Genomic DNA, 16,466 nt, shown 5'->3' with positions numbered 1-16,466 from the left:
CGGCACACGATCACTTGTCACAAGTTCATGCCGCGCAGATCACGTGAAGATCACAGAGTTGAGGGCGTGTCACTTTGCGCTCGGGGTGAATTCCACCGGCAGGGTGCGCAGCCCGCGCATGATGAGCCCGCCGCGCCACCGCAGCTCCGCCGGGTCCGCCGCGAGGCGGAGGTCCGGCAGGCGCGTGAGGAGGGTGGCGAGGGCGGTCTGGCCCTCCAGGCGGGCGAGCGGGGCGCCGAGGCAGTAGTGGATGCCGTGGCCGTAACCGAGGTGCTGGTTGTCGCAGCGGGACAGGTCGAGCACGTCCGGGTCGGCGAACCGCTCCGGGTCCCGGTCCGCGGCGGCCAGGACGACCAGGACCGGGTCGCCCGCGTCGATCCGCTGCCCGCCGATGGTGAGCGGCTGCGTGGCGAACCGCCAGGTGGCGAGCTCGACCGGGCCGTCGTAGCGCAGCAGTTCCTCCACTCCGGTCTCCAGCAGGCCGCTCTCCCCGGCGGCGAGGGAGGCCTGCAGGCGGGCGCGCTGCTCGGGGTGGGTGAGCAGGGCGTAGGTGCCGTTGCCGATGAGGTTGACCGTCGTCTCGAAACCGGCGAACAGCAGGATGAAGGCCATGGCCGCCGCCTCGTTCTCGGTGAGGTGCTCGCCGTGGTCGGAGGCGCGGATGAGGCCGGAGATGAGGTCCTCGCCGGGGCCGGGCTCGGCGGGGAGCGCCTCCCGCTTGCGGTGGATGAGGTCGGCGAGGTAGCCGCGCATCTTCTTCACCGACCGGGCCACGCCGCCCCGCGGCCCGCCCTGGTGACGGATCATCATGCCCGCCCAGTCCCGGAAGTCGTCCTGGTCCTCGCGGGGGACGCCGAGCAGGTCGCAGATGGCGTAGATGGGCAGCGGGAAGGCGAACTCGTGGATGAGGTCGGCGGACCCCTTTTGCGCGAACCCGTCAATGAGGGTGTCGGTGAGCTCCTGCACCCGTGGCGCGAACTCGGCGACCCGGCGGGGGGTGAACGCCTTGGAGACGAGTCGCCGCAGCCTGGTGTGGTCCGGCGGGTCGATGTTGAGCAGGTGCGTCATCAGCTCGGCCTTGCGCTCGCCGGGGATGCCGGTCTTGCCCTTGGCGTGCGCCGGTTCGTCGTGGTGCGCCGGGTTCTTGGACAGGCGGGGGTCGGCGAGGGTCTGCCTGGCGTCGGCGTAGCGCGTGACCAGCCAGGCCTCGACGCCGCTCGGGAGCCGTGTCCTGTGGACGGGGCTGTGCTCGCGGAGCCAGGCGTAGGCGGGGTAGGGGTCGCTCGCGAACTCCCAGGTGAACAGGGCGGGGGCGGGGGCGGGCGCCGGAGCGGGCGGGCCGGGCTGGGGCTGGTCGGTCACCCCCCGACGGTATCCGGCCCGCCGCCGCTCCCCCGTGCCGGTCCGCTCAGCCCTCGGCCTGCCTGATCGCGTCCCGGTAGGCGCGGGCCGCCGCTCTCAGGGCCGCCTCCGGGTCCACGCCCTCCGCCTCCGCCCGGACGGCCAGGGCGAGGAGCTCGTAGCCGATGCCCTCCACGGGTGGGAGCGGTATGTCCAGGTTCGCCGTGCGGGCGCGGGACGCCAGCTTGGCGGCGAGGGCGAGGCCGGGCTGGCCCAGGGGGATGCCCTCGGTGATCGAGGTGCGCTGCTTCTCGACCGCCTTGGTGCGCAGCCAGTGGGCCTTGACCTCCTCGGGGGTGGTGGCCGTCGCGTCACCGAAGACGTGCGGGTGGCGGTGGATCAGCTTGGCGACGATGCCGCCGGCCACGTCGTCGACGGAGAACGGCGCCTCGGGGTCCTCCTCCGCGATGCGGGCGTGGAAGACGACCTGGAGCAGGACGTCGCCGAGCTCCTCGCGCAGCTCGTCCCGGTCGCCCTCCTCGATCGCCTCGACCAGCTCGTACGCCTCCTCGATGCCGTACTTGGCCAGGCCCTTGTGGGTCTGCTGGGACGACCAGGGGCACTCGGTGCGGATCCGGTCCATGACCTGGACGAGGTCGAGCAGGCGGGCGCCCGGCAGGTCGTAGGAGGCGGGCAGCAGCTCCAGCTCGGGCATCGCGAGGCGTCCGGTGCCGGCGAGGCGGGCCAGACCGTCGGTGAGGGCCGGCTCGCCCTCGCCCGTCGCCACGACGACCACCGTGCGGCCGCCGGCGCAGGCGTCGACCAGCTCCTGGGCGGTGGGAGACGCCTCCTCGACCGCGATGCCCGCCTCGCGCAGATACGGCAGCTGCGGATGCGCGCCGTCCGCGCACAGCACCCGGTCGGCCGCGTGCAGGGCCTGCCAGGCGGGCCAGGACAGCAGGCCGGGGGCGACGCGGTGGCTGGTGGTGAGCAGGACGATGCGGCCGGGGGCGGCGACCGCGCCGGGGGCGGTCTGCCGGGGGCCCGGGGTGGGTTCGGGGCTGTTGGCGTTCACGGTTCGAAGCTATCCCACGGCGCCGACGGGGCCCGAAGTTGTCCACAGGGCCGGGACCGGTCGGGGCCGCGAGGTTTTCCACAGGGCCGACGGGGCCGGCTGGGTGGGTCGGGTGGAGCAGGGTGAGTCAGGGTGGGTCGGGGTGGAGCGGGGTGGGTCGGGAGGTACTACATGTTTTGCTGAGGCTGTGGCGTCGTCACGTCGCGCAGCCACGGGGTCTTGGCGTCGGCGCGGCTGCTCTTCTTGGCGTCCCACGTGCCGTAGCGCGGGTTGAGGTCGACGTTCAGCTTCTCGGAGGCCTCGGACAGGGCCTTCCAGAACTCGGGGCGGGTGGTGTCCGTGCCGAGCTTCTCGGCGAGCTTCTGTGCCTCCAGCTGGAGGCGGAGGTTCTCCTCCAGGCGCTGCGGCGGGATGCCGTACCGCTGCAGCCAGGTCGTCTCCAGCGCCTCGGCGCCGCCGGCCTGCTCCTCCAGGCCGGACCGCATCTCCTGGATCTCCTTGCGGCTGACGGTCACCCCGGCGTCCTCGGCGGCGCGGTGCAGCACCCGGTCGAGGACCATGGTGTGCAGGGTGTCGCGGGTGAGGGTGCCGGTCCTGGCGATGGCCTGCTGGTACTCGGCGTCGTTGCGCACGGCCGCCCGCTGGGCCGCGCGGACCTCTCCGACCCGCTCCTCCAGCTGGGAGACGGTGATCCGCTGCCCGCCGACCACGGCTGCCGCGCCGGGACGCGCGTCGTTGCCGCAGGCGGTGAGCAGGGGCGCCGCGGCGATCGCGGCGGTGAGGAGGAGCGCGGTGCGACGGCGGCGGTGCAAGGAGACCTCCCGAGGAGATTGTGCGACGGTGCACAAAGTCTTGCGGTGATCGATGGTAGGCAGTGGCCAGGCTCTGGCCAACCCATTCGACCAACGATTCACCGGGACTTCCGGCACCGCCGCGCCCGTTCCGGGACGGTGGTCAGCCGCGGACCTGCCCCAGCCACTGCAGCGTCCTGCGGATCTCCGCCCCGAGGGGGTGGCCGGGACCGTGGGTGCGCTCCACGTCGTGCAGCAGCCGGGCCAGCGTGTCGTGGGCGGCGCCGCGGTCGCCGAGGGCGAGCAGGAGGTGCCCGATGCGGCGGCGGACGTCGTGCGCGAGTTCGGGGCCGCCGGCGGCGACGTACTGGTTCTCGTAGTACGGCAGCACCGCCCGGTACTCGGCGAGCGCCGCCCCCGGTTCGCCGAGTTGTTCGAGGCACTGGGCGGCCTCGTAGCGGAAGCGGAGGGCCTGCGGGTCGGCCTGTCCGGCCTCGGCGGCGCGTTCGTCGGCGAGGCGGCGCAGTTCGGGCAGGGCGCGCCGGAACTGTCCGTCGTCCAGGAGCGTGGCGGCGTACTGCTTGCGCAGCGTGCGCACCACCGGGGAGTTCTCACCGTGCTGCTGCGCCGCCACGGGCAGGATCGCGCCGAGGATGTCGACGGCCTGGGTGATGCGGCCCTCTCCGAGGAGCCGCTTGACCTCGTCGACGGCCCGGGCGATGTCCGTGTGCCCGGCGGCCTCGACGACGGGGGCGGCGGGCGGCGCCGGCTGGGGCGCCGGGGTGCGGGCCCGGTCCGGCCAGGGGGCGTGCGGGCGCAGGAAGGGGCGGGTGGGGTCGAGGGCCGCCCCGGTAGGCGTGCCGCGCGCGGGCAGCAGCGGTTCCAGGTGCTGGTAGACCTCCTGCGCGGAGGCGGGCCGGTGCTGCGGGTCCTTGGCGAGCAGCCGCAGGACGAGGGTCTCCAGGGCTTCGGGGACCTCGGGCCGCAGCCGCCGCACGGGCAGCGGGGGCTCGTACAGGTGCCGGTGCAGGACGCCGAGGGCCGTGGAGCCGGAGAAGGGCACGTCCCCGCTGAGCAGCTCGTGCAGGACGACGCCGAGGGCGTACAGGTCCGTGTACGGGCCGACCGCGCCGCCCATCGCCTGCTCCGGGGCCATGTAGGCGGGCGAGCCGATGGGAGTGCCGGTGTGGGTGAGACGGGTGGTGTCCGCCTCCAGGACGGAGGCGACGCCGAGGTCCAGCACGGTGACCGTGCCGTCCTGCTTCACCATCACGTTCCGCGGCTTGAGGTCGCGGTGGACGATCGGCACGGCGTGCACGGCGCTGAGCACGGCGCACAGCTGCGCGGCGACCGCGACCGCCCAGGGCCAGGGGTACGGGTTCCGCTCCGCGAGGTGGCCGGCGAGGTCGACGCCGTCGATGTGCTGCATGACGAGGAACAGTTCCTCGCCCTCACTGCCCGCGTCGTGCACCGTGACGAGGCCGGGGTGGTCGACCTGCGCGGTGACCCTGCACTCGCGCACGAACCGGCGGCGCAGCTCCTCCGCGTCCTGGCCGGCCACCTTGTCGGGCCGCAGCAGCTTCACCGCCACGCGCCGGTCGAGGCGCTGGTCGTACCCCGTCCAGACCTGGCCCATGCCGCCCTGCCCGAGGAGCGTGGACAGCGCGTAGCGGCCGGCGACGACACGTCCTGCCGTCGCGGTCATCTGCCGCCCTCGCGATCGCCGTCGCGCCGGTCGTCGCCTTCCTGCCGGCGCAGGTAGTCGCTGAGTTCGTCGAGTTCGGCGCGGACCTGGTCGATACGGGCGGGCGCGGGGCGCTGGGGGGTCGGGGGCGGCTGGACGGGAGCCGGGATCCGGGGCGCGGCGTCGTGCGGCACGGGGGTGTGCGGCACGGGGGTGTGCGGCGTGGGGAGCTGCGGGACGGGCGTGGCGGCCTGCGCGTAGGACGAGCCGGGGTGCGGATAGCCGTACGGGGAGTGGACGGTCGGCGCGTGGGGCGAGGCCGGGGGGCCGGTGAACTGCCGCCGCTCGCCGTGGTGGCCGATGTCCACGATCAGGTAGTAGATGGCGGCACCGAAGCCGAGCAGCAGGATCAGGCCCAGTGCGATGTCCGTCCGGACGTCCTCCTCCGGCAGGGTGCCGACCACCAGGAAGCAGGCGATGGACAGGGGCAGGGTCACCCAGGCCAGCACCCAGTCCAGGGCGCGTCCGCGCAGGACGGCCACCCGGAACAGCGGGACGCAGGCGAACACGCCGCACGTGAGGAAACCGGCTGCGGCGAACAGCACGCGCAGGGAGATGACCGTTGCCGCGCTGCGGGGAGGCGGCGCCGCGCCGTGGCCGTACATGACTGCTCCTGGACCGGTGTAGCCGATGGGGACGGATGTGCGAGTGACAGAGCCCGTTGGGAGTCCGAGCGTATAGCCCGACACGGACAACCGGTCACGGGTTGTACCGAACCGTTGTCGTGCTGATCACTTCGGACGCCGATCACTTCGTACGAGCGGCTGGTCCGGACCGCCCCGGAACGGGATCCTCCGGGCCCTCAGAGGGAGTGCGGCACCCACACGTCGGGCTCGGCGTACACCGCGTGCCCGCGCTCCGCCTCGCAGCGCACCGGCATCAGCGCCCCGGGCACCCGGCCTCGGTGGCGCAGGGTGGGCGGGCCGCCGGCATCACCCACCGCCGTCACCCCCCGCCTCACCCGCCGCACTGCCGCAGCATCATCTCCTTGTCGGCCGACGTCACGGGCAGGTCGTACTTCAGGGACACCTGGGCGAAGCGCACCGAGTAGGCGCAGCGGATGCGCCGGTCCGGCGGCAGCCAGGACGCCGGGCCGGAGTCCCCCTTCGCGCTGTTGGTCGGCCCGTCCACCGGAAGGAGGTTGAGCGGGTCGTTGGCGATGGACTCCCGCTTGTCCTCCGTCCAGCGCGAGGCGCCCATCTGCCAGTCGTAGGACAGGGGCATCACGTGGTCTATCTGGACTTTGATCGCACGGGACTTGGTCCACTCGATGACCTTGCCGGTGTACGGGTCGTGCAGCGTCATCGACGTCACGACGCAGTCGGAGCCCGACCGGAAGCGCAGGTCCCGGCCGTCGCGCTTGAGGAGGTCGTTGCGGGAATCGCAGCCGTTGTGCGAGTAGGGGACCTCGCGAGGCGCCGAGTCCATCCAGGCGTAGCCGAACTCGTCCCGGTCGTAACCCGTCCTGGGGCCGCGGCCCTTGGTCTCCACCTTCTCGATCAGGGCGCGCGCCCTCGCCTTGTCCTCGCTGGAGGTGATCGCCGCCAGCCCCGGCTTCGTGCCGTCCGGGTTGTCCAGCGGGTTCGCGGCCCGGGGGTCGCCGGCGGCCGGGGCACCGGATCCGGAGGCTCCACCGCCGTCCACCGGAGGGGCCAGGCCCTCGCAGCCGGTCAGCGCCGCACCGGCGAACACCATGGCGACGGCCAGCGCCGCCCCGCCCCTCAGACGCGTCACTCTGCGCCCCTCCCCTGCTTGCCCGTTCCGCCCTGGCGCGGGCGGCCTGTACCTGGTCCCACGGTAGCGAGGGAGAGGTTCAGACCACACCGGACCGAAATCGGCATTCCTCGCATGTCACGCGTATCGCCAAGACCTGAGTCGTCTTCGGGGGCCACCCCAGCAAGTCACTCGGTGAGCCTGTCCGCGTCAGACCTTGCCTATGCCCAGGGTGTTCTCCGAGGGCAGCAGACCCGACGCGAGCACCGCGACCCAGTAGTCGCCCAGCAGTGCGGCGAGGCGGTCGACGCCGTCCGGGCCGAGCGACTGCCAGGGGGCGGCGGCCAGTCGGTCGGTGTGCTCCTCGACCTGCCGGCGCAGGGCGCGGCCCGCCTCCGTGGCCGTACCGTCCGCGTCGACCAGGCCCCTGGCGGCCAACCGGTCGCGCGCGGCCGCCCATTGGGCACCGCTCCAGCCGCGGCTCTCGAAGCGCTCCACGGACGCGGCGCCCACCGCCGCGAAGGAGACGAGCGCCTCCACCGGATCCAGGCCGGCCACGAGCAGGGCCGCCACGTGACCGTCGCCGCGGTGCTCGCGCAGGATCGTCGCGGCGTGCCACAACTGCAGGTGCGGGGCCCGCGGCCAGGGGAGGGCGGCGTTGGCGGCGGCCAGCGGGCGACCGGCCGTCTCGGCGGCCTCCGCGGCGCGGCGGGCGAGGGCGGCGGCCTCCGCCAGCTCGGGACTGTCCACCCGGTCGCCGAATATCGTGCGGTAGACCCGGTCGACCGCCCGGGACCGCGCGTCGAGCACCGCGTCCGGGGCGGCGATGCGCCACGCCGGCCCGATGTGCTCGGCGACCATGCGCGGGCTGAAGCTGTAGAAGGCCGAGGCGACCTGGCGGGGCCCCGCCGTGCCCAACGGGGCCGCGCGGTAGGGGAAGTAGCTCGGCCAGCGCTCCTCGGTGCCGTACCCGAGGGCGGCCGCTTCCTCGAAGGCCTCCGGCGCGTAGTAGAGCACCGCGTGCAAAGGCTCCAGCAGGTGCCACATCTGCCGGACCCGGGCCGGCTCCAGGCACGCGGCCGCGACCTCCGCGCGCTCGCCGCCCCGCCCCTCTTCGGTCTCTCCGACGCGCTCCGGCATGGTCTGCCTCCGCTCCTCGCCCCGCCCGCAACTTGACACTGACAAGATTGCCCGCCGAGTCCCAACTTGTCAATGACTAGATTCGGCGTACGCTCCTCACCATGAGCTCCGGCGAGGCTTCGGCGAACAAGGCGAGCGAGATGAAGCAGGCGCATGAGGAGGGCAGACCGAGGAAGGCCGTGGCGGGCGGCCACGCGGCGGGCGACAGCCCCTACCACCACGGCGACCTGCGCCGGTACCACCACGGCGACCTGCGCCGGGCCATCCTCACCGCCGCCCTCGACGTCATCGCGGCGGAGGGCCCGTCCGCCCTGAGCCTGCGCGATCTCGCCCGGCGCGCGGGCGTCTCGCACGCCGCGCCCGCTCACCACTTCAAGGACCGTGCCGGGCTGCTCACGGCGATCGCCGCCGAGGGTTTCGGTCTCCTCGCGACCGCGCTCGGGGAGGCGGCCGACCTGAAGGAGGCGGGTGTGCGCTACGTGCGCTTCGCGCGCGAGAACCCCGCCCACTTCCAGGTGATGTTCACACCCGAGCTGCTGCGCAGCGGCGATCTGGAACTGGCCACGGCCCGCGCCCTCGCCGGTGACGCCCTGCGCACGGCCGTCGGAGCGGTACCGCCCGAGGGCCGCGGCACGGACGCCCGGCTCGCCGGTGTCGCCGCGTGGTCGCTGGCCCACGGCTTCGCCACGCTGCTCCTCGGTCACAACCTGGACGGGCCGGTGGGCGACCAGGATCCCGAGGAGGTGTTCCGGGAGTTGGCGGCGATGCTGTTCCGCCACGGCGGGTAGCGAGGTGCCGTCGGCTCGGACCCGCGTCCGCCCCGGCCGCCCCGGCCGACCCGACCGTCCGGACCTCCGGACCCGGTGCTGACGGAGCCTCAGCAGGACCGAGACCAGCAAGAACCCGGGACCGAGACCAGCGAGAACCCGGGGCCTGGACCAGCAAGGGCTGGGGCCGACCCCGGGGACCGGGGACCGACCCCCGAGACCCAGGACCGACCCCGGAGACCCGGGGCCCGCCCAAGGGCCTGGGGCCGACCCCAAAAAGGACCGGCCTCAGGAACCCCGGGACCGACCTCAGGCCCCCCCGGGACCGACCTCAGGAACTAGGAACCCAGAACCGACGTCAGGAACTCCCCCACCCACGCCAGCAGTTCCCGGCCGACCAGTGGCTTGCCGCCGACCTTCGCCGTCTTCGGGCGCGGCACCAGCACCTGGTGCGCCGCCGGCTTGATGACCGCCCCGGGGTACAGCCGCTTGAGCCGCAGCTCCTGCGACTCGCGCAGCTCCACCGGCGCGAAGCGGATGTTGGTGCCCTGCAGCACGATCTCACCGACACCGCACGCGCGCGCGAACATCCGCAGCCCGGCGACGAGCAGCAGATTCTCCACCGGCTCGGGCAGCTTGCCGTAGCGGTCGGCGAGTTCCTCGCGGACGGCCTTGATGTCCTCCTCCGAGTTGGCGGAGGCGATGGCCCGGTAGGCCTGCAGGCGCAGGCGCTCGCCGGGCGCGTAGTCGTGCGGGACGTGCGCGTCGACGGGCAGCTCGATCTTGACCTCGAGCGGCGGCTCCTCCTCGATCTCGCCGGTCTCCAGCTGGCGCCGGTAGTCCGCGACGGCCTCGCCGACCATCCGCACGTACAGGTCGAAGCCGACGCCCGCGATGTGGCCGGACTGCTCGCCGCCGAGGAGGTTGCCCGCGCCGCGGATCTCCAGGTCCTTCATGGCGACGTACATGCCGGCGCCCATCTCCGTGTGCTGGGCGATCGTCGCGAGCCGTTCGTGCGCGGTCTCCGTCAGCGGCTTCTCCGGCGGGTAGAGGAAGTAGGCGTAACCGCGCTCGCGGCCACGGCCCACCCGGCCGCGCAGCTGGTGCAGCTGGGACAGGCCGAAGTTGTCGCCGCGCTCCACGATCAGGGTGTTGGCGTTGGAGATGTCGATGCCGGACTCCACGATCGTCGTGGACACCAGCACGTCGAACTTCTTCTCCCAGAAGTCGACGACGACCTGCTCCAGCGCGGACTCGGACATCTGGCCGTGCGCGGTGGCGATGCGCGCCTCGGGGACGATCTCGCGCAGGCGGGCGGCGGCCCGGTCGATGGACTCGACGCGGTTGTGGATGTAGAAGACCTGGCCCTCGCGCAGCAGTTCGCGGCGGATGGCGGCGCCGATCTGCTTCTCCTCGTAGGGGCCGACGAAGGTCAGCACCGGGTGGCGCTCCTCCGGCGGGGTGGTGATCGTCGACATCTCGCGGATGCCGGTGACCGCCATCTCCAGGGTCCTGGGGATCGGGGTGGCGGACATGGTCAGCACGTCGACGTTGGCGCGCAGCTTCTTCAGCTGCTCCTTGTGCTCGACGCCGAACCGCTGCTCCTCGTCGACGATGACCAGTCCGAGGTCCTTGAACTTCGTCTCGGACGAGAACAGCCGGTGCGTGCCGATGACGACGTCGACCGAGCCCTCGCGCAGGCCCTCCAGGACGGCCTTGGCCTCGGTGTCGGTCTGGAAGCGGGACAGGGCCTTCACCACGACCGGGAACTGCGCGTACCGCTCGCTGAACGTACCGAAGTGCTGCTGCACCAGCAGGGTCGTCGGCACGAGCACGGCGACCTGCTTGCCGTCCTGGACGGCCTTGAACGCGGCCCGCACGGCGATCTCGGTCTTGCCGTAGCCGACGTCGCCGCAGATCAGGCGGTCCATGGGGATCGACTTCTCCATGTCCTCCTTGACCTCGGCGATGGTGGTGAGCTGGTCGGGCGTCTCCGCGTAGGGGAAGGCGTCCTCCAGCTCGCGCTGCCAGGGGGTGTCCGCGCCGAAGGCGTGTCCGGGGGCCGCCATCCGCGCGCTGTACAGCTTGATCAGGTCGGCGGCGATCTCCTTGACGGCCTTCTTCGCCCGCGCCTTGGTCTTCGTCCAGTCCGCGCCGCCCAGGCGGTGCAGGGTGGGCGCCTCGCCGCCGACGTACTTGGTGATCTGCTCCAGCTGGTCGGTGGGGATGTAGAGCCGGTCGCCGGGCTGGCCGCGCTTGGCGGGGGCGTACTCGACGACCAGGTACTCGCGGGTGGCGCCCTGCACGGTGCGCTGCACCATCTCGATGTAGCGGCCCACGCCGTGCTGCTCGTGGACGATGTAGTCGCCCGCCTCCAGGGTGAGCGGGTCGATGGTCTTGCGGCGGCGGGCCGGCATGCGGGCGCCCTCGCGGCCGGACGCCTTCTGGCCGGAGAGGTCGGTCTCGGTCAGCACCGCGAGTCTGAGGGCGGGGTCGACGAAGCCGTGGTCGATCGAACCGCACGCCACGTGCACCACGGACGGGGAGATCTCGCCGAGGTCCCCGTCGAGCCGGGCGGCGATGCCCTCACCGCCGAGCACCTCGACCGTACGGGCGGCGGGGCCGTGTCCCTCGGTGACGAACACCGTCCGCCAGCCGTCGGCGAGCCAGCCCTTGGTGTCGGCGAGGGCCTTGGCGGTGTCCCCGCGGTAGGTCTCCGGGGCGTGCATGCCGAGCTTGAGCGTGTCCGCGTCGAGCTCTTCGTCGGCGGCGAACGGCGACACCGACCACCACATCATGTCCAGCTCGCGGGCCCGCTCGCGCACGTCCGCGATGGACCACAGGGAGGCCGCGCCGACGTCGATGGGCGCTTCCCCGCCGCCGGCGGTGGCCGCCCAGGAGGCCTGGAGGAACTCCTGGGAGGTGGCGACCAGGTCCGAGGCGCGCGTGCGCACCCGCTCCGGATCGCAGACGACGGCCATGGCGCCCTTGGGCAGGACGTCGAGCAGCAGCTCCATGTCGTCGACCAGGACCGGGGCGAGGGATTCCATGCCCTCGACGGCGATGCCCTCGGCGATCTTGCCGAGGAGTTCGCCCAGCTCGGGGTGTTCCTCGGCGAGGGCCCGGGCCCGCGCGCGGACGTCCTCGGTGAGCAGCAGCTCGCGGCAGGGCGGCGCCCACAGGCCGTGCTCGGCGATCTCCAGGGAGCGCTGGTCGGCGACCTTGAAGTAGCGGATCTCCTCGATGTCGTCGCCCCAGAACTCCACGCGCAGCGGGTGTTCCTCGGTGGGCGGGAACACGTCGAGGATGCCGCCGCGTACGGCGAACTCGCCGCGCTTCTCCACCAGCTCCACGCGCGCGTAGGCGGCCGCGGAGAGGGCCTCCACCACCTCGTTCAGATCGGCGCTCTGGCCGGTGCGCAGCGCGACGGGCTCCAGGTCGCCCAGCCCCTTGACCTGTGGCTGGAGCACGGAGCGGACGGGCGCGACGACGACGGAGACCGGGCCGGTCTCGGGGTCGTCGGGGCGGGGGTGCGCCAGGCGGCGCAGCACGGCCAGGCGGCGGCCGACGGTGTCGCTGCGGGGGCTGAGCCGCTCGTGCGGCAGCGTCTCCCAGGAGGGGTACTCCACGACGCCCTCGGGCGGGAGGAGGGAGCGCAGAGCGGCGGCCAGGTCCTCCGCCTCGCGGCCCGTCGCCGTCACCGCCAGCACCGGGCGGCCCGTGTCCCGGGCCAGGGCGGCCACCGCGAAGGGGCGGGCCGCGGGGGGGCCGACCAGGTCGACGTGCATGCGGTTGCCGTCGGCGGCGGCCCTGATCGCTTCCGCGAGGGCGGCGTCCTTGACGACGGCGTCGAGCAGACCGTGCAGGCTCATGGGGGGTGTTTTCCGTCCAGGGGGTGGGCAACACGACGGGCCCGACACGCGCCGCGGGCCGGGGGTCTCCAGCGTACGACGCTGCGCGGCCCGGCGCCGGGGCGTGTGGATGACGCCCCGCTGTGAGGTGCTCGGCGTTGTCACGAGGCTCCCGGAGGGCTCCGCCCCCCCCCCCGGATCCGCGAACCTGTGCCCATCCGCCGCCCGAAGCGGCCGGACGGCAAGCCGGGCCCACGGGTCGTGCACGTGCCCGGCGCCGGGACGTCCTGGAGTGGACTTCCCGGCGCCGGGCCCTCCGCAACCCCCGTGTGCGGTGGTTCCTCGGGATGACGGTGTGCCGGCCCGCTACTCCGTCGCGATCGCGTTCAGCACGTTCATCCGGCCCGCCCGGAACGCCGGGATCAGTGCCGCGAACAGGCCCACGAACGCCGAGCCGATGAAGACGCCGATGATGGTCGGCCAGGGGATGTCGAGGATCATCAGGCCCTCCAGCTCCAGCAGCTGCTGGGCCGTGGCGCCCCAGCCCATGCCCAGACCGAGGCCCAGCAGGGCGCCGAAGAGGGCGATGACCACCGACTCCATGCGGATCATGCGGCGCAGCTGGCGGCGGGAGAGGCCGATCGCCCGCATTAGGCCGATCTCCCGGGTGCGCTCGACCACCGACAGGGCCAGGGTGTTCACCACGCCCAGGATGGCGACGATGATCGCCAGGGCCAGCAGGCCGTAGATCATGTTGAGCAGCTGGCCGATCTGGTCCTTCAGGGCGTCCTTGTAGTCGGTCTGGTCGCGCACGGTGTACTGCGGGTAGTCGTGCAGGGCCGACTTCAGGGACGTGTAGGCGGCATCCTGCTGCCCCTCCTTGGCCGTGGCGAAGACCAGCGTGTCCAGCGGCATCTTGTCGGCCGGGACGTACTTGGCCATCGTCGCGATGGAGGTGTACATCGCGCCCGCGTCGATCACGACGTCACTGCTGGTGATCGCCCGGACCGTGAGGTCGGCCGCGGAGCCGTCCCTGAAGTCCACCTTGATCTTCGAGCCGAGGCGGATGCCGTGGTCCTCGGCGAACTTCTCGTGCACGGACATCGAGTCGGGCTTGTACGCGTCGGGGAGCTTGCCCGCGACGGTCTCGGTGCGCAGGTCCGTCGCGTACGACGGGTCGGCCGCCGTGATGGCCGTGTCCTTCAGGGTCTTGCCGTCGGGGGTGGTGAAGTCGGCCTGGGTCCACTTGTACTCGGTGACCCGCTCCAGCTCCGGCGTCGCCTTCATGGCCTTGACCGCCTGGGGGGTGATCAGCTGCCCGCTGTCGGACTGGACGATGAAGTCCGTGCCGACGGTCTTGTCGAGCTGGTCGGTGGCGGAGGCCACCATGGAGGAGCCGACCACGGACAGGCACGCCACCAGGGCGAGGCCGATCATCAGCGCGGCGCCGGTGGCGCCGGTGCGGCGCGGGTTGCGCAGCGCGTTGCGCTCGGCCATGCGGCCCACGGGGCCGAACATCCGCAGCAGGACCGCGCCGAGGACGCGGACCACGGCGCCGGCGAGCAGCGGGCCGATGACGACGAAGCCGATCAGCGACAGGACCACGCCGATGCCGAGCCACAGCGAGCCGTCGGTGGCCTTGTCGGCCGCCGACGCCAGGTACAGGGCGAAGACGCCGCCGGCGGTGAGGACGGTGCCGAGGATGCCGCGGATCCAGCCGGCCTTGGCGTCGGCCGGGGCGCCGGCGTCGCGCAGGGCGGCCATCGGGGAGATCTTGCCGGCGCGGCGGGCGGGCAGGTAGGCGGCAAGCACGGTGACGATCACGCCGAGGACGAGTCCGACCACGGGGGTCGTCCAGGCGACGGTGAGGTCGTCGGTGGACAGCTCCATGCCCATCTGGCCCATGAGCTTCATCAGGCCGACGGCGAGGCCGACGCCGGCGCCGACGCCGAGCACGGAGCCGACGAGGCCGAGCAGCAGCGCCTCGGCCAGCACCGAGCGGTTGACCTGCTTGCGGGAGGAGCCGATGGCCCGCATCAGGCCGATCTCGCGGGTGCGCTGGGCGACCAGCATGGAGAAGGTGTTGATGATCAGGAAGATGCCGACGAGGAAGGCGATCCCGGCGAAGCCGAGCATCGCGTACTTCATGACGTTCATGAAGCCCTCGACGTCCTTCTGGTTGGCGTCGGCGGTCTCCTTGGCGGTCTTGACCTGGAAGCCTCCGCCGAGTTCGGCGGTGACGTTCTTCTTCAGCTGTGCGTCGCTGACGCCGGCGGCCGCGGTGACGTTGACGTTGGTGTAGACGCCGGTCTCGCCGACCAGGGCCTGCTGGGCGGTCTTCGTGTCGAGATAGAAGATCGCGGCGCCGGGGTTGGTGACGGTGAAGTCGGCGATGCCGGAGACCTTCGCCTGGTGCGTGCCGACCGCGGTGATCACCGCGATCTCGTCGCCGAGCTTCAGGCCGTGCTTGTCGGCGGTGTCGGCGTCGACCATGATCTGGTCGCCGCTCTCGGGTGCCGCACCGGAGATGATCTTCATGGTGCGGGCGTCGGTGGCGTTCCAGCTGCCGACGATGGTCGGGCCGCCGCTGGTGGGCGAGAGGCTGTCCTTGTCGGCGTCGACGACGGTGACCGAGGTGGAGAAGACGGTGCCCTCGGCGGACTTCACGCCCTCGGCCTTGCGCACCTCGGCGAGCACGGAGGCCGGCATGACCGGCGGCTTGCCGTTGTCGGCGGTGGTCTCACCGGTGTCGGAGGCGCCCTTGGCGCTGACCGTGACGTCGGAGGAGGTGGCCGCGAACAGCTTGTCGAACGTGGTGGACATGGTGTCGGTGAAGACGAGCGTGCCGCAGACGAAGGCCACCGACAGCAGGACGGCGATCGCCGACAGGGCCATGCGTCCCTTGTGCGCGAGGAAGTTGCGCATGGAGGTCTTCATGACGGTCATGACGTGCGCCCCCGGGCGTCGAAGTCCTTCATGCGGTCCAGGACGGCCTCCGCGGTCGGCTTGTACATCTCGTCGACGATGCGGCCGTCGGCGAGGTACAGCACCCGGTCCGCGTAGCTGGCGGCGACCGGGTCGTGGGTGACCATGACGATGGTCTGGCCGAGTTCGGTCACGGAGCGGCGCAGGAAGCCGAGGACCTCGGCGCCGGCGCGCGAGTCGAGGTTTCCGGTCGGCTCGTCCCCGAAGATGATCTCGGGCCGGGCGGCGAGCGCCCGCGCCACGGCGACGCGCTGCTGCTGGCCGCCGGAGAGCTGGGTGGGCCGGTGCTTGAGCCGGTCGGCGAGCCCGACGGTCTCGACGACCCGGGCGAGCCACTGCTTGTCCGGCTTGCGTCCCGCGATGTCCATGGGCAGCGTGATGTTCTCGATGGCGTTCAGCGTCGGCAGTAGGTTGAACGCCTGGAAGATGAAACCGATCCGGTCCCGGCGCAGCTGCGTCAGCTTCTTGTCCTTCAGGCCGGTGATCTCGGTCTCGTCGAGGTAGATCTGCCCGCTGGTGACGGTGTCGAGCCCGGCCAGGCAGTGCATCAGCGTGGACTTGCCGGAGCCCGAGGGGCCCATGATCGCGGTGAACTGGCCGCGTGCGATGTCCACGTCGACGTGGTCGAGGGCGACGACCCGGGTCTCCCCGGACCCGTACGCCTTCACGACCTGCCGCGCCCGCGCGGCAACGGCCGTACGCCCTCCAGTACCCCCGTGCCTGGGAATGGTTACAGCCGAAGTCACGGTATGTCTCCTATATCGGTCAGCAGATGGTGAAGCCGGTTGCCCGGTCGGCAGCCGCGGTATGCGCCGCCGGACCTCGGTTCCGTCCGGCGCGCCTTCAGTCTCGCTGCGGGGAGGGGCCCCGCGCCCTGGTGTTCAGCGCAGTCTTGTGCTGAGGAAAACCCCACCCCCGCCGGTGTGTGAAACCGCCCCCCGGCGGCGTAAAGCCAGGTTAAGGAACGCCCCCTCGGCGTCTCGTCCTCCGCCGGTACGAACCCTCCCCAGGTCGTAGTACGGAGGTACCCCTAGGGGCAGTCCACCGAAGGGTGGAGTC

Annotated in this window: 12 protein-coding genes; 1 reads left to right on the top strand and 11 read right to left on the bottom strand. The window is 72.4% G+C overall.

From position 1 onward, the window contains the following. Positions 1-69: 69 nt before the first annotated feature. The 8 genes from ACIGAN_RS17695 to ACIGAN_RS17660 form a co-directional block, all read right to left on the bottom strand. Entirely contained in the window at positions 70-1,362 is a 1,293-nt protein-coding gene (locus ACIGAN_RS17695) for a cytochrome P450 (RefSeq protein WP_399858492.1), read from the bottom strand. 46 nt (positions 1,363-1,408) lie between these two features. After that, on the bottom strand, positions 1,409-2,416 hold the full coding sequence (locus ACIGAN_RS17690; RefSeq protein WP_365092756.1) for a nucleoside triphosphate pyrophosphohydrolase: 1,008 nt from the start codon (positions 2,414-2,416) through the stop codon (positions 1,409-1,411). A 167-nt stretch (positions 2,417-2,583) separates the two neighbouring features. Continuing rightward, the gene (locus tag ACIGAN_RS17685; protein WP_365736078.1) at positions 2,584-3,228 is read right to left on the bottom strand and encodes a SurA N-terminal domain-containing protein; all 645 of its coding nucleotides are present in this window, start codon (positions 3,226-3,228) and stop codon (positions 2,584-2,586) included. Between the two features lie 142 nt (positions 3,229-3,370). Next, positions 3,371-4,912: a serine/threonine-protein kinase gene (locus tag ACIGAN_RS17680; protein ID WP_399858489.1), complete on the bottom strand. Its 1,542-nt coding sequence runs from the start codon at positions 4,910-4,912 to the stop codon at positions 3,371-3,373. After that, on the bottom strand, positions 4,909-5,556 hold the full coding sequence (locus ACIGAN_RS17675; RefSeq protein WP_365736075.1) for a hypothetical protein: 648 nt from the start codon (positions 5,554-5,556) through the stop codon (positions 4,909-4,911). Before ACIGAN_RS17675 ends, ACIGAN_RS17680 begins: the two co-directional genes overlap by 4 nt. A gap of 197 nt (positions 5,557-5,753) precedes the next feature. Then, a complete protein-coding gene (locus tag ACIGAN_RS17670) occupies positions 5,754-5,891 on the bottom strand; it encodes a hypothetical protein (RefSeq protein ID WP_399858487.1) in 138 nt (45 codons plus the stop codon). 17 nt (positions 5,892-5,908) lie between these two features. Continuing rightward, positions 5,909-6,685 carry an HNH endonuclease family protein gene (locus tag ACIGAN_RS17665; RefSeq protein WP_399858483.1) on the bottom strand — a complete coding sequence of 259 codons (777 nt, stop codon included), beginning with the start codon at positions 6,683-6,685 and terminating at the stop codon, positions 5,909-5,911. Positions 6,686-6,874: 189 nt separating this feature from the next. Further along, entirely contained in the window at positions 6,875-7,711 is an 837-nt protein-coding gene (locus ACIGAN_RS17660) for an SCO6745 family protein (RefSeq protein ID WP_399858610.1), read from the bottom strand. A gap of 194 nt (positions 7,712-7,905) precedes the next feature. Here ACIGAN_RS17660 and ACIGAN_RS17655 point away from each other — a divergent pair, with 194 nt between their 5' ends. Then, positions 7,906-8,592 carry a TetR/AcrR family transcriptional regulator gene (locus tag ACIGAN_RS17655; protein WP_399858481.1) on the top strand — a complete coding sequence of 229 codons (687 nt, stop codon included), beginning with the start codon at positions 7,906-7,908 and terminating at the stop codon, positions 8,590-8,592. Positions 8,593-8,909: 317 nt separating this feature from the next. On the opposite strand, the gene mfd is transcribed toward ACIGAN_RS17655, so the two are convergent. From mfd to ACIGAN_RS17640, 3 genes are all read right to left on the bottom strand, one after another. Beyond that, the gene (mfd, locus tag ACIGAN_RS17650) at positions 8,910-12,443 is read right to left on the bottom strand and encodes a transcription-repair coupling factor (protein WP_399858479.1); all 3,534 of its coding nucleotides are present in this window, start codon (positions 12,441-12,443) and stop codon (positions 8,910-8,912) included. A gap of 345 nt (positions 12,444-12,788) precedes the next feature. Continuing rightward, positions 12,789-15,368, bottom strand: coding sequence for an ABC transporter permease (locus tag ACIGAN_RS17645; protein WP_399858476.1), 2,580 nt, complete (start codon positions 15,366-15,368; stop codon positions 12,789-12,791). Beyond that, the gene (locus ACIGAN_RS17640; RefSeq protein ID WP_362279706.1) at positions 15,365-16,153 is read right to left on the bottom strand and encodes an ABC transporter ATP-binding protein; all 789 of its coding nucleotides are present in this window, start codon (positions 16,151-16,153) and stop codon (positions 15,365-15,367) included. Before ACIGAN_RS17640 ends, ACIGAN_RS17645 begins: the two co-directional genes overlap by 4 nt. Positions 16,154-16,466: the final 313 nt, after the last annotated feature.

Source organism: Streptomyces sp. NPDC085931 (genome assembly GCF_044540565.1).
Lineage (GTDB): Bacteria > Actinomycetota > Actinomycetes > Streptomycetales > Streptomycetaceae > Streptomyces.
This window is presented reverse-complemented; position numbering and strand designations above follow the sequence as displayed.